20 protein-coding genes and 1 pseudogene are annotated in these 20,117 nt (G+C 42.7%); 7 read left to right on the forward strand and 14 right to left on the reverse strand.

Annotated features, from left to right (window positions below; all coding sequences use genetic code 11):
• Positions 1-57: 57 nt before the first annotated feature.
• Positions 58-912: a bifunctional methylenetetrahydrofolate dehydrogenase/methenyltetrahydrofolate cyclohydrolase FolD gene (gene folD / locus F0249_RS05990; RefSeq protein ID WP_136993956.1), complete on the forward strand. Its 855-nt coding sequence runs from the start codon at positions 58-60 to the stop codon at positions 910-912.
• A 253-nt stretch (positions 913-1,165) separates the two neighbouring features.
• Here the strand turns inward: folD and F0249_RS05995 are convergent.
• Both F0249_RS05995 and F0249_RS06000 read right to left on the reverse strand, forming a co-directional pair.
• Positions 1,166-1,981 (reverse strand): annotated as a pseudogene (locus F0249_RS05995) (lytic transglycosylase domain-containing protein); the annotation flags it as partial.
• Positions 1,982-2,050: 69 nt separating this feature from the next.
• The gene (locus tag F0249_RS06000; RefSeq protein WP_017051320.1) at positions 2,051-2,332 is read right to left on the reverse strand and encodes a YcgL domain-containing protein; all 282 of its coding nucleotides are present in this window, start codon (positions 2,330-2,332) and stop codon (positions 2,051-2,053) included.
• A 186-nt stretch (positions 2,333-2,518) separates the two neighbouring features.
• On the opposite strand from F0249_RS06000, the gene minC reads away from it, so the two are divergent.
• The 3 genes from minC to minE are packed head-to-tail and all read left to right on the forward strand — an operon-like array spanning position 2,519 to position 4,282.
• Positions 2,519-3,181 carry a septum site-determining protein MinC gene (minC, locus tag F0249_RS06005; RefSeq protein ID WP_017051321.1) on the forward strand — a complete coding sequence of 221 codons (663 nt, stop codon included), beginning with the start codon at positions 2,519-2,521 and terminating at the stop codon, positions 3,179-3,181.
• An 18-nt stretch (positions 3,182-3,199) separates the two neighbouring features.
• Complete coding sequence (minD, locus tag F0249_RS06010) at positions 3,200-4,012, forward strand: septum site-determining protein MinD (RefSeq protein WP_017051322.1); 813 nt, start codon at positions 3,200-3,202, stop codon at positions 4,010-4,012.
• Between the two features lie 6 nt (positions 4,013-4,018).
• Positions 4,019-4,282 carry a cell division topological specificity factor MinE gene (minE, locus tag F0249_RS06015; RefSeq protein WP_017051323.1) on the forward strand — a complete coding sequence of 88 codons (264 nt, stop codon included), beginning with the start codon at positions 4,019-4,021 and terminating at the stop codon, positions 4,280-4,282.
• 120 nt (positions 4,283-4,402) lie between these two features.
• Here minE and rnd read toward each other — a convergent pair whose 3' ends face one another.
• The 8 genes from rnd to F0249_RS06055 all read right to left on the reverse strand — a co-directional run bounded on the left by rnd (position 4,403) and on the right by F0249_RS06055 (position 12,447).
• Positions 4,403-5,524 carry a ribonuclease D gene (gene rnd, locus F0249_RS06020; RefSeq protein WP_171756142.1) on the reverse strand — a complete coding sequence of 374 codons (1,122 nt, stop codon included), beginning with the start codon at positions 5,522-5,524 and terminating at the stop codon, positions 4,403-4,405.
• 171 nt (positions 5,525-5,695) lie between these two features.
• The gene (fadD, locus tag F0249_RS06025) at positions 5,696-7,396 is read right to left on the reverse strand and encodes a long-chain-fatty-acid--CoA ligase FadD (RefSeq protein WP_017051325.1); all 1,701 of its coding nucleotides are present in this window, start codon (positions 7,394-7,396) and stop codon (positions 5,696-5,698) included.
• 108 nt (positions 7,397-7,504) lie between these two features.
• Positions 7,505-8,359 (reverse strand): alpha/beta fold hydrolase, encoded by an 855-nt coding sequence (locus F0249_RS06030; RefSeq protein WP_136993961.1) that lies wholly within the window; start codon positions 8,357-8,359, stop codon positions 7,505-7,507.
• Positions 8,360-8,459: 100 nt separating this feature from the next.
• On the reverse strand, positions 8,460-9,026 hold the full coding sequence (locus F0249_RS06035; protein ID WP_113795855.1) for a Slp family lipoprotein: 567 nt from the start codon (positions 9,024-9,026) through the stop codon (positions 8,460-8,462).
• Between the two features lie 25 nt (positions 9,027-9,051).
• On the reverse strand, positions 9,052-9,351 hold the full coding sequence (locus tag F0249_RS06040) for a hypothetical protein (protein ID WP_017051327.1): 300 nt from the start codon (positions 9,349-9,351) through the stop codon (positions 9,052-9,054).
• Positions 9,352-9,449: 98 nt separating this feature from the next.
• On the reverse strand, positions 9,450-10,151 hold the full coding sequence (gene tsaB, locus F0249_RS06045; protein WP_171756143.1) for a tRNA (adenosine(37)-N6)-threonylcarbamoyltransferase complex dimerization subunit type 1 TsaB: 702 nt from the start codon (positions 10,149-10,151) through the stop codon (positions 9,450-9,452).
• Positions 10,152-10,163: 12 nt separating this feature from the next.
• Entirely contained in the window at positions 10,164-12,113 is a 1,950-nt protein-coding gene (locus F0249_RS06050) for an ATP-dependent DNA helicase (protein WP_171756144.1), read from the reverse strand.
• A 136-nt stretch (positions 12,114-12,249) separates the two neighbouring features.
• Positions 12,250-12,447, reverse strand: coding sequence for a hypothetical protein (locus F0249_RS06055; protein WP_017051330.1), 198 nt, complete (start codon positions 12,445-12,447; stop codon positions 12,250-12,252).
• A 210-nt stretch (positions 12,448-12,657) separates the two neighbouring features.
• On the opposite strand from F0249_RS06055, the gene purU reads away from it, so the two are divergent.
• Positions 12,658-13,491 (forward strand): formyltetrahydrofolate deformylase, encoded by an 834-nt coding sequence (purU, locus tag F0249_RS06060; protein WP_113795851.1) that lies wholly within the window; start codon positions 12,658-12,660, stop codon positions 13,489-13,491.
• A 78-nt stretch (positions 13,492-13,569) separates the two neighbouring features.
• Here the strand turns inward: purU and F0249_RS06065 are convergent, their stop codons facing one another.
• Positions 13,570-14,166, reverse strand: a complete 597-nt coding sequence (locus F0249_RS06065; protein ID WP_136993964.1) for a VOC family protein — start codon at positions 14,164-14,166, stop codon at positions 13,570-13,572.
• A gap of 289 nt (positions 14,167-14,455) precedes the next feature.
• Here F0249_RS06065 and argS point away from each other — a divergent pair, with 289 nt between their 5' ends.
• On the forward strand, positions 14,456-16,189 hold the full coding sequence (argS, locus tag F0249_RS06070) for an arginine--tRNA ligase (RefSeq protein ID WP_171756145.1): 1,734 nt from the start codon (positions 14,456-14,458) through the stop codon (positions 16,187-16,189).
• A gap of 97 nt (positions 16,190-16,286) precedes the next feature.
• Complete coding sequence (locus tag F0249_RS06075; RefSeq protein ID WP_171756172.1) at positions 16,287-16,727, forward strand: HIT domain-containing protein; 441 nt, start codon at positions 16,287-16,289, stop codon at positions 16,725-16,727.
• A gap of 121 nt (positions 16,728-16,848) precedes the next feature.
• On the opposite strand, the gene F0249_RS06080 is transcribed toward F0249_RS06075, so the two are convergent.
• The 3 genes from F0249_RS06080 to F0249_RS06090 are packed head-to-tail and all read right to left on the reverse strand — an operon-like array spanning position 16,849 to position 19,576.
• On the reverse strand, positions 16,849-17,079 hold the full coding sequence (locus F0249_RS06080; RefSeq protein ID WP_017051335.1) for a FeoC-like transcriptional regulator: 231 nt from the start codon (positions 17,077-17,079) through the stop codon (positions 16,849-16,851).
• The gene (gene feoB, locus F0249_RS06085) at positions 17,076-19,349 is read right to left on the reverse strand and encodes a Fe(2+) transporter permease subunit FeoB (RefSeq protein WP_171756146.1); all 2,274 of its coding nucleotides are present in this window, start codon (positions 19,347-19,349) and stop codon (positions 17,076-17,078) included. Before feoB ends, F0249_RS06080 begins: the two co-directional genes overlap by 4 nt.
• Entirely contained in the window at positions 19,349-19,576 is a 228-nt protein-coding gene (locus F0249_RS06090; RefSeq protein ID WP_017051337.1) for a FeoA family protein, read from the reverse strand. The genes feoB and F0249_RS06090 overlap by 1 nt, the downstream gene beginning before the upstream one ends.
• Between the last annotated feature and the right edge of the window lie 541 nt (positions 19,577-20,117).

A 20,117-nucleotide genomic window follows, 5' to 3' on the forward strand; every position in this document is an offset into this window, starting at 1 on the left:
CAATGCGCTAAAAATTATTAACATCTCTAATTTCAAGACCATTTTCTAAGGAAAGTCATGACTGCTCAAAACATTGATGGAAAGTTAATTTCTCAAACGGTTCGCTCGGAAGTCGCCGCACGTGTAAAAGCGCGAAGAGAAGCCGGACTGCGAGCTCCCGGCCTAGCGGTAGTCTTAGTCGGTGAAGATTCTGCCTCACAAGTCTATGTTGGAAGTAAGCGTAGAGCTTGTGATGAAGTTGGTTTCGTCTCAAAATCTTATGACTTACCTGCTACGGCAAGTGAAAGTGAACTGCTCGCTTTAGTTGACCAACTCAATGAAGATCCTGAAATCGATGGCATCTTAGTACAGCTACCTCTTCCTGCAGGCATTGATACCACACATATCTTAGAGCGTATCACTCCGGAAAAAGATGTTGATGGCTTCCACCCTTATAACGTCGGTCGCTTAGCTCAGCGTATCCCAAAACTTCGTTCTTGCACGCCAAAAGGGATCATCACCCTACTTGACCGCTACAATATTGATCTGCGCGGTAAACATGCAGTTGTGGTTGGTGCATCAAACATTGTTGGCCGCCCTATGACGCTGGAACTACTTCTAGCGGGTTGTACAACAACAACTTGCCACCGTTTCACCAAAGATCTTGAAAGCCATGTGCGCCAAGCAGATGTGGTTGTGGTCGCAGTCGGCAAAGCGAACTTTATTCCAGGCGCATGGATTAAAGAAGGCGCAGTTGTGGTCGATGTGGGCATCAACCGCCAAGAGTCAGGCAAGCTAGTTGGTGATGTTGAGTACGATGTCGCGAAAGAGAAAGCCAGCTTTATCACCCCAGTTCCAGGTGGCGTTGGCCCGATGACAGTGGCGAGCTTGATTGAAAATACCATGATCGCTTGTGAGCAATACCGCCGTTAAATCTATGATTCATCGCTACTGTCACTTGTTCTTGTTCCGAGTTCAAAGCAGCGACTGAGCGATAATAGTAATAACTGCAATAACCGCGATTTAAACAAAAAAAACACCGCCCATGAATAGTGAGCGGTGTTTTCGATCTAGCGGATGATTATACCAATCGTAGTAAATAACTGGTCATCCTAGCTTGTTAAAATACTCGATAACGGCGTTAGAAATTTTGATTGTAGAATAACTACTTATCGAAAATTTCTGCCTTATCCAGCTTAGGAAGAGGCTTACCGTTATAACGAGTCACACCTAACGCTTGCCACTCTTCCAGCGTTTTGGCCTTCTCTGCATCACGACCTTGTAGCTCGGTAGAGATGGAGTGAGGCACTCGTACTTGCCTTCCCCACGTATAAGTATCATCCCAACCCGATTGGCTTAAATAGCTGGCAGCAGAGGCGAAAACATCCGCTTCGCTACTCCAAATATCTTTTTTGCCATCACCATTACCATCAGCAGCGTAAGCTAAAAATGAAGATGGCATAAACTGAGGTTGCCCCATCGCGCCAGCCCATGAACCTTTCAAATTTTCTGGCTCAATATGGCCTTCATTTAGAATGGTTAATGCTGCCATGGTCTCTTTACGGAAAAAGGCTTCACGACGCCCCTCATAAGCAAGAGTCGATAATGCATCGATGACGTTATAACTACCGGTAAATTTACCAAAGTTACTTTCCACGCCCCATAACGCGACAATGAATCGAGGCTGAACCCCATATTCATCGCCAATCTTTTTCAGTTCGGCGTAGTGCTGCTTATAAAGGTTTTTCGCTTGTTTAACTTTCCAATCTGGCACTGCTCGTGGAATATACTCATCTAAGGTCAGCTTCTTTTCAGGCTGATTACGATCCGCTGTTACTGCTCTCGGTTTGTAAGTCACGTCAGCAAACGCTTGTGACAAAATCTGCTCAGAGATCCCTTGCTCACGACCTTGCTGTTTTAATTGTTCAACATATTGCTCAAAACTGGGTTTTTCTACGGAATCGCTATCGGCATAGGCCGAAGTTGTTGAGAGACTAGCGATCCCTACACTAAGCAAGATAGACAGTACTGATTTCAAACGGGCTCCTTAAGCTAATTAGCTTTCATTTTTTTAGCTCTTACGTTGTTGCGCTTTTCGTTCTTTGTGTTGCTCTAATAAGTTTTCTGGCGGTGGTGGTAACTGCAAGAAGTAGCCATCCGAGGCTAACGACTCTTTCACCTTTTCGATATCAACTTGGGCCAGTGTACGGCCTTCCGTCTTGATAACCATAACAAAGCTAGGTTTGCCGAACATCTGCATCAAAGTGTCAGGAACTTGTGAAAAATCATCCTTTTTGGGGATGTATAAGTATGTACCTTCTTTCTTTGAGCTTTTATAAATAGAACACAGCATGACAAGCCTTCTTTAGTAATTCTCTCTGCCAATACAGAGATTCTTTATGAATTCTCAATCTTTATACAATTTTGAGAATAAAACGTTCATTTGACAACAAGATAACTTGCTGTGCTTGAATTGGGAATATAACATGACATGCCTAGTTTCAGGCAATGCCTATTCCACTGAGGTCTTAAGTTTTCGATGTCTACTACACCAGACCTAAAAGGTAGCAGCTTTACTCTATCAGTTTTGCATTTATCTGATAATCAAGTTGCTAGTACGGTTGATTTTTTAAATGAGAAAGTGGCTCAAGCCCCCTCTTTCTTCGCTTCTGCTCCTGTTGTGATAAACATTAGTAAAGTTCAAGGCGATATTGATTTCGCGGAACTGAAGCAAGGCATCACCAACGCTGGGATGATTCCTGTTGGTGTTACTGGCTGCAAAGATAAACGTGAGCAAAACTTAGCCTCTGAAGCTGGGTTCGCAGTGATGACGGCAAGCAAAACGCCTTCACAAGCGCCTGCAAAAATGGCTCCCACAAAAATTGTCCGAACGCCTATTCGTTCAGGCCAGCAAGTTTACGCAAAAGATGCCGATCTGGTTATTTTGAACCATGTCAGTGCCGGAGCTGAGGTGATTGCCGATGGTAGCATTCACATTCATGGGACGTTGCGTGGTCGCGCTATCGCAGGGGCAAGCGGTCAAAAAGAAGCAAAAGTGATTTGTAACGATTTACAAGCCGAGCTGGTTTCCATTGCAGGAAATTACTGGCTCAGCGATCAAATTGAAAGTGAGTACTGGCAGAAAAAAGTGATGCTAAGCATGACTGATGACGTTCTCCATTTAGATGTACTCAGTATTTAAATTATTAAGGATAAAATAATGGCACGCATTATTGTTGTAACGTCAGGTAAAGGTGGGGTTGGGAAGACGACATCCAGCGCCGCTATCGCATCGGGCCTTGCTTTAAAAGGCAAGAAAACCGCGGTAATTGATTTTGATATTGGCTTACGAAATCTTGATTTGATCATGGGCTGTGAACGCCGCGTTGTTTATGATTTCGTAAACGTGATCAACGGTGAAGCGACTCTGAATCAAGCGATGATCAAAGATAAGCGCACTGAGAATCTTTTCATTCTTCCTGCATCCCAAACTCGTGATAAAGATGCGCTGACAAAAGATGGCGTAAAACGAGTATTCGCTGAACTGGATGAGATGGGCTTTGATTTTATTATCTGTGATTCTCCTGCGGGTATCGAGCAAGGTGCGTTAATGGCGCTATACTTTGCTGATGAAGCAATCGTCACGACTAACCCAGAAGTCTCTTCTGTTCGCGATTCAGACCGAATTTTGGGCATTCTTGATTCTAAGTCTCGCCGAGCGGAGGAAGGGTTAGAACCTGTTAAACAGCACCTCTTGCTAACTCGTTACAACCCAGCTCGTGTTAATCAAGGTGAAATGCTTAGCGTAGAAGATGTAGAAGAGATCCTACATATCTCATTGCTAGGGGTTATTCCTGAAAGCCAAGCAGTACTCAATGCATCAAATAAAGGTGTGCCCGTTATTTTTGATGAACAATCTGATGCTGGTATGGCCTATGACGATGCTGTTGCCCGTCTATTGGGTGAGCAAGTAGATTTTCGCTTCCTAGTTGAAGAGAAGAAAGGCATTTTCAAACGACTATTTGGGGGCTAATTTGTCATGTCATTATTAGAGTTTTTCCGTCCACAAAAAAAGACAACCGCTAACTTGGCGAAAGAACGCCTGCAAATTATTGTTGCAGAGCGCCGTAGTCATAATGATCCCGCACCATCTTATTTGCCTCAACTAAAAGAAGATATTCTTAAAGTGATCGCTAAATACGTTGACGTTGACCCATCAATGGTTGACCTTTCATTTGAGCACAAAGGCGATGACATTTCGGTTTTAGAACTGAATGTTAAATTACCAGACGACGAAAAGTAATTTGGCGTACCGCGAGTAAATACGTTCAAAATAACGTAATGCGTTAAAAGTCACAGATACAAAAAGGGTGAAAACGTCATCGACATTTTCACCCTTTTTTATGTTCTGGGTTCAGTACAATTAAGCTTCAAGCAACTTATCTAAACGTTGACCTAAAATCTCCAATCTCCAACCTTGCATCACATCCGGCAACTTCGCTGAATCTCGGTTTTTCTTCCAAACCCAGTTCAAGAATTGATTTAGCTGTTTCTTTGAAGCCAAAAACTCTGGTGATAGCCCTGACGATTGTGACACTCGCTTTACTTCATCTTTAAGCACTTTAAAAATCTGCTTGTAGCCCGGGTAGTCCATCAAACGTTCAATAGCATCTGGATATTCATCTTCTGGCGTTTGCTCTGCCGCACTAATAATTGACGCTATTTTTGCACCGTGGCGACGAATAGAGCGAGGGTCGATCCCTTCTTGTTCCATCTGTCTTTGGTTCTTCATTGAGTATCGTGCAACCGTCCACAGTTCTTGCTCTTTAAACACAAAGTTCAACGCTAAATCACGACGAATCGCTTCTTGATAACGCCATGTTGCTAACGGCTTCAGAATAGCCAGTTGCTGTGGTGTAAGCTGCCATGCCCCTTTGATATTGGTATAAACCATTTCAGGGTCAATGTTTTTGATTCGCTTAGAGACCAATAAATCAGACTCTTGTTGCGCGGCTTCCCACCAGCCTGCCTCGGTTACTTTTTCAAGTAACTTCTCATAAAGCGGCATTAAGTAGAATACGTCCGCTGCCGCATATTCGAGTTGGCGAGTGGTAAGAGGACGAGCAACCCAGTCGGTTCTTGACTCACTCTTATCTAATTCAATGCCGATAAACTCATTCACTAATGTCGCAAAACCTGTCGATAAGCCGTGGCCTAAAAATGCCGCCATCACTTGTGTATCGACCATTGGGAATGGCGTGCAACCAAATGAGTTTTGGAACACTTCTAGATCTTCACCGCAAGCATGCAACACTTTCAGAACTGATGTGTCTTGCAGCAGTGAAACGAATGGTGTCATGTCATCCAAAGCAACCGGATCGATAAGTGATAAGGTTTTACCATCAAATAACTGTATCAAGCCTAAGATTGGATAGAAGGTTCTGGTGCGGACAAACTCGGTATCTAGCATCACAACATCAACTTCACGGGCTTGTTGGCAAACTCGCTCTAGATCTTTCAACTCGGTAATGATTTGGTAATTCACAAATACTCTCTCGAAACTCTTATCTGTATAAGAGCAATAAAAAATGCCGGCATTAGCGGCCGGCATTTTATCATTAAACCTATGTAGCGTGTTGTACTTATTACTCAAATCGTCGCGCTACACAAAGGCTTCTCTATAGACACTACTCATAAAGGTATCTGTCTATAAAAACTAAGCCGCTGGTTTTGAAGATTGCTCGATTCTCGCGTCATTCTCTTCTCGAAGCACGCGACGTAGAATCTTACCAACATTGGTTTTTGGTAGGTCTTCTTTGAATTCAACAATCTTAGGAATTTTATAACCCGTTAGATGTTCTCTACAGTGTGCGATAATCTCTTCTTTGGTTAAGCTAGGATCACGTTTAACCACATAGATTTTCACCAGTTCGCCAGAAACATCATGTGGCTGACCGATTGCCGCAACTTCAAGCACTTTGCCGTGTAGAGCAACTACATCTTCAATCTCATTCGGGTAAACATTGAAACCAGAAACCAAGATCATATCTTTTTTACGATCAACAATATGCAAGAAACCATCATCATCAAACTTCACGATATCGCCAGTGGATAACCAGCCATCTTGATCGATCACATCTTTAGTTGCTTCAGGACGCTGCCAGTAACCTTGCATCACTTGCGGGCCACGAACCTGCAATTCGCCCACTTGATCATTACCAATATGATTACCTTCTTCATCAACAATTCGAACTTCAGTCGAAGGAACCGGTAAGCCAATCGATCCATTATATTCAGTTAAATCATAAGGGTAAGCGGCAACTAAAGGTGAACACTCTGTCAGCCCGTAGCCTTCTAATAAGTAACCACCTGTGATTTTCTTCCACTGGTCAGCAACCGCTCGTTGCACTGCCATTCCACCACCAACAGCCAAACGCAGGTTACTAAAATCAAGCTCATGGAAATCTTCATTATTCACTAGCGCATTAAATAGTGTATTCACACCCGTAATCGCAGTGAAAGAGTTCTTTTGCAGCTCTTTGATAAAGCCAGGGATATCTCGTGGATTAGTGATCAACAAGTTATTACCGCCAATCTCAATGAACAGCAAGCAGTTCACCGTCAGCGCAAACACGTGGTAAAGCGGAAGAGCCGTGACGACGGTTTCGCGTCCTTCAGTAAGCACTGGCCCGTATGCACCTTTAGCTTGTAGGACATTTGCCAGCATATTACGGTGAGTCAGAATTGCACCTTTCGCCACACCAGTTGTGCCACCAGTGTATTGTAAGAATGCAATATCATCGCCCGTCATGAACGGTTTTACATACTGAAGGCGACGGCCTTTATGTAACGCTTTTCGGAAAGATATTGCACCAGGAAGATCGTATTTTGGCACCATTCCTTTGACGTATTTCACCACAAAGTCAACGATGGTTCCCTTCGCTCTTGGTAGCATTTGTCCTAAGCTGGTCAGGACAACATGCTTAACTGGCGTGTTATCCACCACTTTTTCTAACGTGCTTGCAAAGTTTGAGACAATCACAATAGCTTTTGCATCCGCATCGTTGAGTTGGTGTTCTAACTCACGAGGGGTGTAAAGAGGGTTCACATTGACTGCAATCATACCCGCACGTAGTACACCAAATAGCGCTACTGGGTATTGCAATAAGTTTGGCATCATCAACGCAACACGATCGCCTTTTTGCAATTTTAAATCATTTTGCAAATATGCAGCGAATGCTCGGCTACGCTCTTCCAATTTACGGAAAGTCATCACCGAACCCATATTCATAAATGCTGGCTGATCCGCATACTTCTGTACGGACTGCTCAAACATATCGATTAATGAATGGTATTGATCTGGGTTAATTGTTTCTGGTACGTCATTTGGATAGCGTGTTAGCCAAGGTTTATCCACAATAAAATTCCTCGTAATTGGGCTGACGGTCTTATTGCCGCGATTAATCAATTGCAGACTATTACAGCACAGCCGGAGCACTTGAGCACGAAACACTCAAACACTTGTTTAAATTTTGTTAACTAAGCCAAGAATTAGCTCTGAAACACGTTCTGGATATTCCAAATGACAATGATGCCCACCTGGAATTGTAACTAATTTCGCTCGAACATTATGAAAGGTGTCGCTATCATTCAACAAATAGTCAAAACCGTTATCACCGAGAATGATCAGCTGCTCACATTGAATCGCCATGTTAATGACTTGTGCATGTTCAGGCGACATTCGATATATTGAGTCGCACTTTAACCGCTGGTCATGACTCCAATGCCAATGACCATCTTTAAGTACGGTTCCCCGCTTCACGATAGGTGCAATGGTTTCACGTGGCAGTTCATTGACATGTGCCCGCAGCATAATGGCATCTTCTTGGCTGCGTAAAGGGCGAGAAGGCTTCCGCTGTTGTCGTTGCCTACTTAGAACCCCATTTCGCATACGCTGTACGCTCTTTTGAGGAGATTCAGAAAGAGGCCCCTTGCCTTCGATTTGAACTAATCCCGCCACTTGTTCAGGAAAGGCGGCACTATAACAACTTGCTATCAATGCACCAAGTGAATGTCCCACCAACACCAGTTTGTTTGGCGATATTTTGTGCAAAACTTGGTAAATATCATCAATATAGTCATGAAAGGGGTAATAGCTGGATGCTGATTTATGGCTTGATAAACCATGCCCCGGCAAATCAATAGCAATCGCGTGTATATGCGATACAGACGCAAGTTGCTCAAACACACTCACAAAACTGGCTGCATTATCTAGCCAACCATGGATAAAGACGAGGGTTACCAGCGCGGTCGATGGTTCCCCTATTTCAATGGCAGAGATTGATCCGCTGGCGGTTGGGTACTGCGTGGACTGATACACAAAAATTCCTACGGCTATATATGCTATGCGAAAGCCGTCAATTGGCTCGTGCTTCTTAACTCTTAACTCTTAACTCTTAACTCTTAACTCTTAAACGACATTATTTTACTTCTTGAACAATACGACCTTGTTTGGGCCCATAATTGAAGCTACGGCAATATAAACTACGGCAAGAGTGTAAATGCATAATATCGTCTTGAACTACAACTCGCTCTTCTACACGCCATAAACGCTTTCCATAAACCTGCATGACCGGAAAGGTGTAGTCATACTCTCCCACTTTTCCAGATTCAGGTTGATCAATGGTTCCTACCAACGAAATGAGACGGCCTTGAGCATAACTAAGCGATTCAAGGTAGCCATCGACATACGCAACAAATCGCCCTTTTGGCTCCGCATCCAAATCGGGTTTACCTACAGAGTTAAGTGGCAAGTTCACTACTTCGATTCGAGAGCGGTTTTCTAAATTCGTTACTTGCGCAATTACGCCACCAATGCGGATATCAGCCTTTGTGTCCGGATCAGTATCAAGCCAGTTTTGGTAGGTTAAAATCGGGGTTTCCGTCCGGCTAACTAACTCAGCAGGTAAAGAAGAGCAACCAGAAAGCATGGCAAAAAAGAGTAATATGCAGCAACTGCGAATGGATTGAGAAATAAGCATAATCATCGCCTATGTATAAAATAAAAAGTGATTAGATGTATATATCGACGCCAAGCAGCTGAGCAAGTTCCTCTCTTTTTGCTTGGTTCATCACACCCATATACTGTTCCATAGCTTTTCTTGCTCGACCTTCAGGGGGAAGATCATATTGGATTTGAGCATCACGGATATCAGATTCGCTGACATGTTTAATTGAGTTGGCAACAGCATTCGCCACTTTAGTTGGTTGACCAACTGAAGTACTACCTTGTCCTTTTTTTACCTCGTTCTTTCTTGTCGTTTTCTTTGTATTAGGGACAATCGAAGGAGGTAAGCCATTAATTGATGCCATAAATACCCTATGCAGCAAAGCTCTCGGCTATAGTTTTAACTAAAGTCGAAAATGAAAGTGAAGACAAGTTTTGCTCGCCCTCACTTACAGTATATAGACTACTCTCGACCTGGAAGCTTTTTCCACGCCACTTTGTCTCGTAAATAGACCGGGCTTGCCTCTTCAGCCTGAACGGTATTGCCATTTTCCCATTCGAACTGCGCTAGGAAAGCAATATCTTGAGCTTCAGGGAAAAGAACGTCACTTTTTTCAAGTTGAAGTGCTAAACCAGAGAATTCGTCGCTATATGCGTCCCATCCAGTACCTGAGTGACCCCAAGTTAATGAATCGGATTGAGTGTGTTCTACTAGATCCGCTGGAGGGATCACGCATTCAGAATCCGCAACACCCCAGTTACCATCATCTTGACGAGTAAAACGTCCCCAGTAAACTTCACTCATTCGAGCATCAATCGCACAAGCAACATTGGTATGCCCATTCACACGGTATGTACCTTGAGCCATCGCGGCAAGCGTTGAAATTCCGATCATAGGAAGATCGGCACCAAACGCTAATCCTTGCGCAATTCCGATACCAATTCTTACACCGGTAAAACTACCTGGCCCACGCCCAAACGCAAGTGCATCTAAATCGTTCAGCGAAATACCCGCTTCTTTGAGTACTTCATCCACCATTGGTAGGATCTTTTTTGTATGGTCTCGCGGTGCGATTTCACTACGAACGTAAGTCTGTCCGTTTACCATAAGTGCAACAGAACAGTTTTCTGTTGATGTGTCCAAAGCAAGAATTTTCGCGCTCATCAATATCTCAAGTTATTTATCTGTTATGTCTAAAGTTGTATTTTCAGTGGTGGAGATCTCACTTAAAAAATCTCTTACAACACCTAAATCTCGTGTTCGTGGGATAGGCGGAAGAGAAGCTAGGAAAGTGCCACCATAGTCTCTCGTCACTAATCGATTATCACAAATAATCAAAGCCCCTTGATCGGTTTTATCTCGAATCAATCGCCCAACCCCTTGCTTCAAGGTGATGACGGCATCGGGCAATTGAACCTGTGCAAAAGGCTCCCCACCTTTCAATCGGCAATCTTCAATTCTTGCTTTTAGCAAAGGATCATCAGGTGCCGTAAAGGGTAATTTATCGATGATAACACAGCTAAGTGTGTCACCTCTAACATCTATACCTTCCCAAAATGCTCCGGTGGCCACTAATAGTGCATTACCAAGCTCCATGAATTCCGCCAGTGTTTTCTGTTTACTGGTTTCACCTTGCAGCAGAACAGGAATCGTCAGGGTGTCACGGAACCGTTCGCCCAACTCTCGCATCATGCTATGGGAAGTGCACAAGAAGAAACAGCGGCCTTGGTTCTCTTCAATCAATGGTGCAAGCATTTCAACTAATTTATCGGCAAGCCCTACACTGTTAGGTTCGGGTAAATAACGAGGAACACATAGCCTCGCCTGTTGCTGATAATCAAAAGGGCTAGGCAGCGAAAACTGCGCGGTTGGCTTTAATCCAAGTCGCGAGGTGAAGTGACTAAAATCATCAGACACTGCTAACGTCGCTGAGGTAAAAATCCAACTTCCCTGTTTTAATTCAATCTGCTCATGAAATTTATCGGCAACCGACAGTGGGGTGATATGCAAACTAAAGTGGCGTGGCGTGGTATCAAACCAGTATGAATACCCCATAATGGAGACATCACAAGCTCGATTAATTCGACCTTTTATCGTATTCGCCCGTTCAAAAGCAGTATCAAGCAGTTGGCTTCTACCTAAGGCGATTTTGAGAACATCAACGGCTAGGTCCAGTGCATCTTGCAAGCGTGTCAATTCCCTCGCGACCACTGGTGAATTTAACGCTTCGCGCCAATTTCCACGAAAACCTGGTTCACCTAAAACGATACGTAAATCCATAGCCGATTGAGTAAGCCTGTCACCCACCTTTTGCAATTGACGCATGTCTTTGGCTTCTGTCCGATAGGCTATTTCGATATCTTTTGCCAACTCTTGAACTTGTCGGCTGGAGACAGATTGACCAAAATATTGGCTCGCAATATCTGGAAGTTGATGAGCTTCATCGAAAATAAAAACATCCGCTTCTGGTATCAGTTCACCAAAGCCCGTCTCTTTGATCGCAAGGTCTGCAAGAAATAGATGATGATTGACTACCACAACATCGGCATCCATCGCATTTTTTCTGGCTTTAAGTACAAAACAGTCGGTGTAGCTAGGGCACTCTTTCCCCAAGCAATTATCATTAGTGGACGTAATGGTTGGAATAATGAGGCTATCTTCTGCAATCTCGTCGCAATCACCCAAATCACCGGTTTTGGTTTCGGATACCCAACTCCTCACCTTAACCAACTGAGTTAACAAAGTAGGATCCGATTCGTTGGTGTGGCTCTCCACCATTTGACGACTAAGGCGATCTAAACACAGATAATTGGAGCGCCCTTTCAGCAGAGCAACTTTGCCGTAAAATCCGAGTGAACTCACCATTAAAGGCAAATCACGATGATACAACTGCTCTTGAAGGTTTTTAGACCCTGTGCTGATAATTATTTTCTTACCGCTGAGCAAGGCTGGAGCAAGATAGGCGAATGTTTTTCCGGTCCCCGTTCCAGCTTCTACCACCAGCTGAGTTTGATCTTTAATGGCAGCCGCCACCGCTTCAGCCATGTCCAATTGGGACTGACGAGGTTGAAAACCAGGTATTGCTTTGCCTAGAGCACCACTCTCAGAAAAAGTTTTAGAGATCATAGAAAAATAGCAGCAGGAAATAAAAAGTTGAGGGGATTATGTCAGTTTTAGTGAGCCGGTGCGAATCAGATTGACTCCGCACCGGAAGGTGTTCGTAATTAAAAAAGTATGGTTTACAAAACGATGTGAATCCGCTCTATTTTCGTTTCAAGTAACGTGACAACCAAGCCGGTCCGTCAAAACCACTGTCATCCATCATCGCTTTTGCAGCATCAGAAGGTGAGGCCTTGTTTTCCCACATCTCAGACAACACTGTTTCATCAACTTCATTTTCACCTAACAGTTCGCAGACTCGTTCACTGTATAACTTTCGTGCTAGTAGCTCTTTATCCATAAGTTCCGCCTTAATGCATCATATTAGGAGTATCAGAAACAACAAAACTATCGAAAATAATCCCAAGACAAGCGTTCTGCTTAGATATTTTGTTGAAACTATATTGATAATAGATTAATTATAGCTCTTATATTGCGGCATGCTTCACCGTTCGAAGCGCTTGGAATTAGTTTTTAGTCCAAAAAAAATATTGCATGGAAGTAAGATCAAATGGAAAAAAAAACACTGTTAACCCACTGCTCTGATGCTCCGGGGTTAATCTCAAAAATCACCAATATCTGTTACAAACATCAACTCAATATTATCCATAATAATGAATTCGTTGATAACAGCAGTGGCCACTTCTTTATGCGTACAGAACTGGAAGGATTCTTTAACGATGAAACTTTTCTTGCGGATTTAGATCAAGCCTTACCTCAAAACACTCAAAGAAAGCTGGTTGATTCCTCACGTAAACGTGTTGTTATTCTCGTCACCAAAGAGTCTCACTGCCTAGGTGATATTCTGATGAAGAATTTCGATGGTAGTTTAGATGTAGACATTGCTGCGGTTGTGGGTAACTACGACACGCTTCAATCTCTTACTGAGCGTTTTGATATTCCATACCACTGTGTTTCTCATGAAGGATTAAATCGAGAAGAGCACGAAGATAAAATGTTTGAGGTCATTGATCAGTACAATGCCGATTATTTAGTGTTAGCCAAATATATGCGTATATTGACACCAAGTTTTGTCGAAAAATACAACCACAAAATCATCAATATCCATCATAGCTTTTTGCCAGCCTTCATTGGTGCAAAACCCTACCTACAAGCTTATGAGCGTGGTGTTAAGATCATAGGGGCTACCGCTCACTTCGTAACCAACGATCTAGATGAAGGTCCAATCATTAAGCAAGACGTGATTCCTGTCGATCATAATTTCAACGCTCAAGATATGGCGCGAGCTGGACGCGATGTTGAAAAGAATGTACTGAGCAAAGCCTTAACTAAAGTCGTGAATGATCATGTCTTTGTTTATGGCAATAAGACGGTAATTCTATAATTCGGCGACAACTAAATAAGTAAAGGTCGGGACTTACTCTCGACCTTTTTTATTGGTTTCTATCTAACTACTGCCGAATTATTCTTGCTCTGACTCCACAATCTTTTTAAGTGAATGTGGATGCAGTTTGATACAAATACCTTGATGCTTAAAAGCGACGGTTGGATTGTTCAAACGTTCGCCTTCTCCCTTAGGGCTCGACAATTTCGTTTTGATGCCTAAATCGCCCAACTTATCCCAGTTCAGAGCGAATTGAGGATAGGTCTGTTTCAAATCATCTAAATACTCGTCTGCCGTTTGTGCATGCGATGGAATAACAAACTCCACATGTTCCCAATCTTGCTGCTCGTAGACTTTTCCTTCAGCAGGATATGGCAACTCTAAACATTCAATACTCCAGCCTAAACTCTTCAGCGGTTGATTGAATTCAAGAACAATAATCGGTCGACCATTTATAATCGCTTCAGAAATCACGTTTCCATGCTCTAACCACGCGTGATGTGCTAACTTAGCGACATGGAACTCATTAATTCTTAACGCAATATGGTCAGATTGAGCAAAGGTTAAGTCAATACCGATCTGTTCTCCCAAATCTGCTATTTTTTGCATGAAGACATCCAGTTTGCCTAGCATTTGATTTGGAGTGAGGTCTAATTCGGATAGATTTCCTGACATGTTTTAACCCATAGTTTTAAATTTAATAAATAGTAACGGCATTTGAATAAATAGCCACTCTCTTGTAAGTATTATCGGACACATTAAATGGCAAAATTTCCTACTATCGCCCTGTAAGAAAGGCCATTAAATTGGTATCATTACCGCCATTTTTGTGAACTTAAACAAGAATCATAGTGAATAATTCTCGTCTTGCTCTCCTTTTGTTCCTGCATTTATTGCGTAACAAGTAGTAGTAGACACATTACCGCTATCATTCTTTACCATCCTTGAATTGAAGGGAACGCGTGTGAATATCCAAGCACTGATTAATGACAAAGTATCTAAGGCTCTTGAAGCCGCTGGCGCACCTGCAGGAAGTCCTGCTGCTGTACGTCAATCTGCAAAACCACAATTTGGCGACTACCAAGCGAATGGCGTGATGGGTGTTGCTAAACGACTAGGTACCAATCCTCGAGAATTTGCTCAAAAAGTATTGGATGTTTTGGATCTAGATGGAATCGCAAGTAAAGTTGAGATTGCAGGTCCTGGCTTCCTAAATATTTTCCTAGACGAAGCTTTCTTAGCAAAACAAGCGGAAGCGGCACTTGCTGACGAACGTTTAGGCGTACAACTAGAAGCGACTCAAACTATTGTTGCTGACTATTCTGCGCCAAACGTTGCTAAAGAGATGCACGTTGGTCACTTACGTTCAACGATCATCGGTGATGCGGTTGTTCGTACTCTTGAATTCTTAGGTCACAACGTAATCCGTGCTAACCACATCGGTGACTGGGGAACTCAATTCGGCATGTTGATTGCTAACCTTGAGCGCGTTCAACAAGAGTCTGGCGAAGTTTCAATGGAACTTGCTGACCTTGAAGCTTTCTACCGTGAATCGAAAAAACTTTACGATGAAGACGAAGCATTTGCTCTTAAAGCTCGTGGTTACGTTGTGAAACTACAAAGCGGTGATGAGTACTGCGCAGAAATGTGGAAAAAACTCGTTGACGTTACTATGATTCAAAACCAACGCAACTATGATCGTCTTAACGTATCTCTAACTCAAGATGATGTGATGGGCGAAAGTAAGTACAACCATATGCTTGCTCCTATCGTTAACGATCTTGTTGAAAAAGGTCTTGCTGTTGATAGCGATGGCGCAAATGTTGTTTACCTAGATAAGTATAAGAACAAAGATGGCGAAGCGATGGGTGTTATCATCCAGAAACGCGACGGTGGCTTCCTATACACTACAACGGATATTGCCTGTGCAAAATACCGTTACGAAACACTAGGTGCAGATCGTGTGCTTTACTTCATCGATTCACGTCAACATCAACACCTGATGCAAGCGTGGGATATCGTTCGCATGGCTGAATACGTACCAGAAGAGGTGACTCTTGAGCACCACGCGTTTGGTATGATGCTAGGTAAAGATGGTCGTCCATTCAAGACTCGTGCTGGTGGTACGGTTCGTCTAGCGGATCTTCTTGATGAAGCTGAAGAACGTGCACAGAAACTGATCGAATCGAAAAACCCTGATCTTGCAAGTGAAGAGAAAGCGAACATTGCTAATACTGTCGCAATGGCTGCGGTTAAGTACGCTGACCTTTCAAAACACCGTACAACGGATTACATTTTTGACTGGGACAACATGCTAGCATTCGAAGGCAATACAGCTCCTTACATGCAGTATGCTTATGCACGTGTTGCTTCTATCTTCGCAAAAGCTGGTCTGTCTATGGATTCACTGTCTGGTGAAATTCTAGCTAAAGAAGACAAAGAGAAAGCTCTCATTGCTAAGCTACTTCAATTCGAAGAAGCGGTTCAATCTGTTGCTCGTGAAGGTCAGCCACATATCATGTGTAGCTACCTATTTGAACTCGCAGGTCAATTCTCTAGTTTCTATGAAGCATGCCCGATTTTGATCGCTGAAGATGAAGCCGTTAAGCAAAGCCGCTTGAAGCTTTCTGCGCTTACCGCTAAAACGATCAAACAAGGTCTATCTCTACTTGGTATCAACACGCTTGACCGCATGTAATTTCCATTAGAATTATTGAAAAGGTTGGCTTAATCGCCAACCTTTTTCTTTTTCTATGTTATAAACAGTGCACGAATCATCGACTGATATTTTGCATATGGACTTTATTCTTCACCCTCAGTTAGCCAAAGATACGACGGTTATTGGCCACTTTCCACTCTGCATCGCATTACTTCATAAAGACAACGCCGTTCCTTGGGTCATTCTCGTCCCAAAAAGAAATGAGCTAAAAGAGCTTCACCATTTACCGATGAATGAACAACAGCAGTTTTTAGTTGAATCTCAAACGATCAACCAAACACTGGAAGTGCTCTTTACTCCAGATAAAATTAATCTTGGTGCTCTAGGTAATATGGTTCCACAGTTACATATTCATCATATCGCGCGTTTCATTTCTGATGTAGCTTGGCCCGGCCCTGTTTGGGGCAATACTCCAGGTGAGTTTAGGTCTGACGATGACCAGGTTTCTCTCCTGAAACAACTGCAAACAAAACTTCAAGACAGCCCTATATTTAGTATTAACGAACCATCAGCATAGGGTGGATTTGGAGCGTTATCTTAAATACGGATAAGAATCTATAATCAAAAACGCCGCATCGATAAAGATGCGGCGTTTTTATTTCTAGCGATAGAAAGCTAAAAGTGAACCGTGTTAGCTCTTACATCGTTACGGTTAACGATAGCTCATCACTCTTAATTGTGCTGTAACGAACTCGAGTCACTTTTTTCGCTTTATTGGTATCGATCAAGCGAGATATCTGACCCTTTTTCACCCACACACTCAGCATGGCATCCACACCGTCTTCACTTAAAGTAAACTTTTTTGCCAGTTCATTTCTCGACGCGCTGCCATTTTCGGTGATGTAGTTCTTTAGGTCAGATAAAATCATGCGACTTGTACCTCTAGATTCATTTGTTCTTTACGCCCTTTTCTTTTCATCAACTGATATGCGATAACAGAGACGGCAATCAAGCTGACAACCCAAATAGAGCTTGTCATTGGGTGATCCGCAAAGTGTGCAACTTGGTAGTATAAAGCTGCACCACCGTAACCTAGAGCCATTGTCCACACCGCAATGAAGCGAGCAAAGTTTTGACCAAACTCACGAACATAAGCCCCCATAGCGGCAACACAAGGTGTGTACAGAAGGATTAAGATTAAGTAAGCAAATGCCGCATGACCACTTACAAAGTGAGACTTCAAGTTACCAAAAATCGATGTATCCACTTCTTGATCTTCCGCGACTGCCGATGAATCACTTAAATCGCCGACTTCAATGCCTAGTGGATCAGAGTAACTTAGACCGGTAAGGTTTTCAGGAATAGACATTACCGCCTCTTCCAAACTACCCATTAAATCAAATTCAGACTCTTCGCTTTCCGCTGACGTGTAAAGGCTGTTCAATGTACCTACAACCGCTTCTTTAGCAAAGATGCCCGTAATAATACCAACCGTTGCTGGCCAGTTATCTTCATTAATACCAATTGGAGCAAAAACAGGAGTGACAACTTGCGCCGCTTTCGACAGTACTGATTTTTCGCTGTCTTCATTACCAAATGAGCCATCAGTACCAATTGAGTTCAAGAAGCTTAGAATCGTCACAACCACAACGATCGTTTTACCAGCACCCAATACAAAACGGTTCAGCTTTTGCCACGTTTTGATCAGTACATTTTGGATGGTTGGCAGCTCGTAATCTGGCATTTCCATCACCAAGCTATCACTAGAGCCTGGGTATAGTGTGTGTTTCAGCACAACGCCAGTAAGAACAGCAGCAACAATACCTAATACATAAAGAGCAAAAACAATATTTTGACCACTATCAGGGAAGAATGCCGCAGCAAAAAGTGCGTATACCGGCAGTCGAGCACCACAAGACATAAATGGTGCCATAGATGCCGCTAATTTACGCTCGCGCTCTTGGTCTAATGTTCGCGTAGCCATGATTGACGGTACGTTACAACCAAACCCAAGCACCAACGGTACAAACGCTTTACCTGGCAAGCCGATTTTTTGCATCACTTTATCAAGCACAAATGCCGCACGAGACATGTAACCAGAACTTTCTAAAACGGCTAAGAATAGGTATAGACAACCGATAACAGGAATGAAGGTTGCAACTGTTTGGATACCACCACCAACACCATCAGCGATAAGTGTCACTAACCAAACTGGCAGGTGAGCATCAAGCAAGTAGTGACCGCCATCAACAAGCAGAGCCCCAACGCCAATATCAAAGAAATCAATGAATGCACCACCAATGTTGATGGAAAACATAAACATCAAATACATCACTACGAAGAAGAAAGGTACACCAACCCATTTATTCAGAATGAGGTTATCCGCTTTTTCAGTAAAACTATGACTTAATTTGCCTTCTGTACGACGTGCCTTTTTACACTGTTCATGTAAGAAACTATATTTAACATCAGCTACTTGTAGGTCAATATCTAAACTACAAGCCTCTTGCTGTTGGTTAATCAGTTCACGGTCAGATTGAGAAAGAGGGTTATTAACCAATAAATCATTTTCTAATGCACGTATAGCTAGAGCGCGAGATGACACTTCTTGGCCAGCAAAAACAGGCGCAATGGTAGCAATGGCACTCTCAAATTCTTGACCATAATCTAAAACAAGCTCTTTCAGCGCAACGCCTTGAACCAGTGCTTTATGTAACTTGTCTTTAAAACGGTTCACTTGCTGTTTGTTATTTGCCGACAACGTGAATACTGGACAGCCAAGCATTTTTTCTAACGCTTTAATATCTAATGTTTGGCGTTCACGCTTAAGGGCATCCATCTTATTCAAAACGACAACCATTGGTCGACCTAGCTCACGAAGTTGCAAGGTCATGTATAAGCTACGTTCTAAACATGTTGCATCAACAACATTAATAATCAAATCCGCAGGGTGACTAATGACAGCACGAGAAGCAATGGACTCATCAATACTATTACTGTCATTTCCACTATCTAATGCGTAAATACCCGGCAAGTCAGTTAGCTTAAATTGATCGCCAGAGTGAGCATAACGTCCTGTTTTCTTCTCTACGGTTACACCAGCCCAGTTACCAACTTGCTGCTTCGCGCCAGTTAAGCCATTAAACAGTGTCGTTTTACCACTATTTGGATTACCAACCGTTAGTATTTCATACTGCATTATTTTTGCTCCACTAGAATTGCTGCAGCAATATTTTCACGTATTGCTAAAGACACACCACGAACTTCAACTTGAAGCGGATCACCCATCGGTGCTCGACGCACTACCTTGACTAACGTATTTGGAAGCAAGCCCATAACCATTAGCTTTTTTCTTACGTCATTAGATATTTCAGAAAAAGACAGAATACTCGCGCAATCGCCTTCTCTCAGTTGTGATAGTTTCATAGCAGGTCTCAATTATAATTAGGAATGAGAAATATTTTCATTAGCGATAATGATAACCGCGATTCTCCCCACTTTTATTGAGTGAAATCAAAGATTGCAGAAAATCGAACGTAAAAAACGTTAAAAACAAGCTCGTTAAATACGTCAAATTAGAGAGAATTCTGTGGGTAATGAGTCAAAAAAGTAAGTTCAGGTAAAGAACAGAAAGGAAAAACACTTAAAATACAACAACCTAAAGAAAACCTTACAACTTGGCGGTTTTATCAGGTAAACATGTCGTTAATTTTATGAAGGAAATAAGAGCAAGGACTTATAGTTAACCACGTCAAGAGGGAAACCTCTAAAACATTAGATTCCAGAAGTGATATGGGTATCCCATATCCCTCAGGCAGCAAGCGAAGGTGTCCTTGGCACCCGTGGCATAGTCCCCCCGACCATGCCACGATCTTTTTTTTCCTTAACCACTACTATTTGATTATCTCTCCTCAAGCTTTCCTCTATACTATAAGTCTTAGCTATATTTGAATTTCATTTCCCTCAA

The organism is Vibrio sp. 03-59-1 (assembly GCF_013114135.1).
GTDB classification, from domain to species: Bacteria; Pseudomonadota; Gammaproteobacteria; order Enterobacterales; family Vibrionaceae; genus Vibrio; species Vibrio cortegadensis.

Bases quoted from the DNA above. Each gene is read 5' to 3' on its own strand.
- folD (WP_136993956.1), top strand. From the start codon at position 58: ATGACTGCTCAAAACATTGATGGAAAGTTAATTTCTCAAACGGTTCGC.
- F0249_RS06035 (WP_113795855.1), bottom strand. From the start codon at position 9,026: ATGATTATGCTTATTTCTCAATCCATTCGCAGTTGCTGCATATTACTC.
- F0249_RS06050 (WP_171756144.1), bottom strand. From the start codon at position 12,113: ATGATCTCTAAAACTTTTTCTGAGAGTGGTGCTCTAGGCAAAGCAATA.
- minC (WP_017051321.1), top strand. From the start codon at position 2,519: ATGTCTACTACACCAGACCTAAAAGGTAGCAGCTTTACTCTATCAGTT.
- minD (WP_017051322.1), top strand. From the start codon at position 3,200: ATGGCACGCATTATTGTTGTAACGTCAGGTAAAGGTGGGGTTGGGAAG.
- feoB (WP_171756146.1), bottom strand. From the start codon at position 19,349: ATGCAGTATGAAATACTAACGGTTGGTAATCCAAATAGTGGTAAAACG.
- purU (WP_113795851.1), top strand. From the start codon at position 12,658: ATGGAAAAAAAAACACTGTTAACCCACTGCTCTGATGCTCCGGGGTTA.
- F0249_RS06040 (WP_017051327.1), bottom strand. From the start codon at position 9,351: ATGGCATCAATTAATGGCTTACCTCCTTCGATTGTCCCTAATACAAAG.
- tsaB (WP_171756143.1), bottom strand. From the start codon at position 10,151: ATGAGCGCGAAAATTCTTGCTTTGGACACATCAACAGAAAACTGTTCT.
- F0249_RS06000 (WP_017051320.1), bottom strand. From the start codon at position 2,332: ATGCTGTGTTCTATTTATAAAAGCTCAAAGAAAGAAGGTACATACTTA.
- F0249_RS06075 (WP_171756172.1), top strand. From the start codon at position 16,287: ATGGACTTTATTCTTCACCCTCAGTTAGCCAAAGATACGACGGTTATT.
- F0249_RS06090 (WP_017051337.1), bottom strand. From the start codon at position 19,576: ATGAAACTATCACAACTGAGAGAAGGCGATTGCGCGAGTATTCTGTCT.
- F0249_RS06065 (WP_136993964.1), bottom strand. From the start codon at position 14,166: ATGTCAGGAAATCTATCCGAATTAGACCTCACTCCAAATCAAATGCTA.
- F0249_RS06055 (WP_017051330.1), bottom strand. From the start codon at position 12,447: ATGGATAAAGAGCTACTAGCACGAAAGTTATACAGTGAACGAGTCTGC.
- F0249_RS06080 (WP_017051335.1), bottom strand. From the start codon at position 17,079: ATGATTTTATCTGACCTAAAGAACTACATCACCGAAAATGGCAGCGCG.
- minE (WP_017051323.1), top strand. From the start codon at position 4,019: ATGTCATTATTAGAGTTTTTCCGTCCACAAAAAAAGACAACCGCTAAC.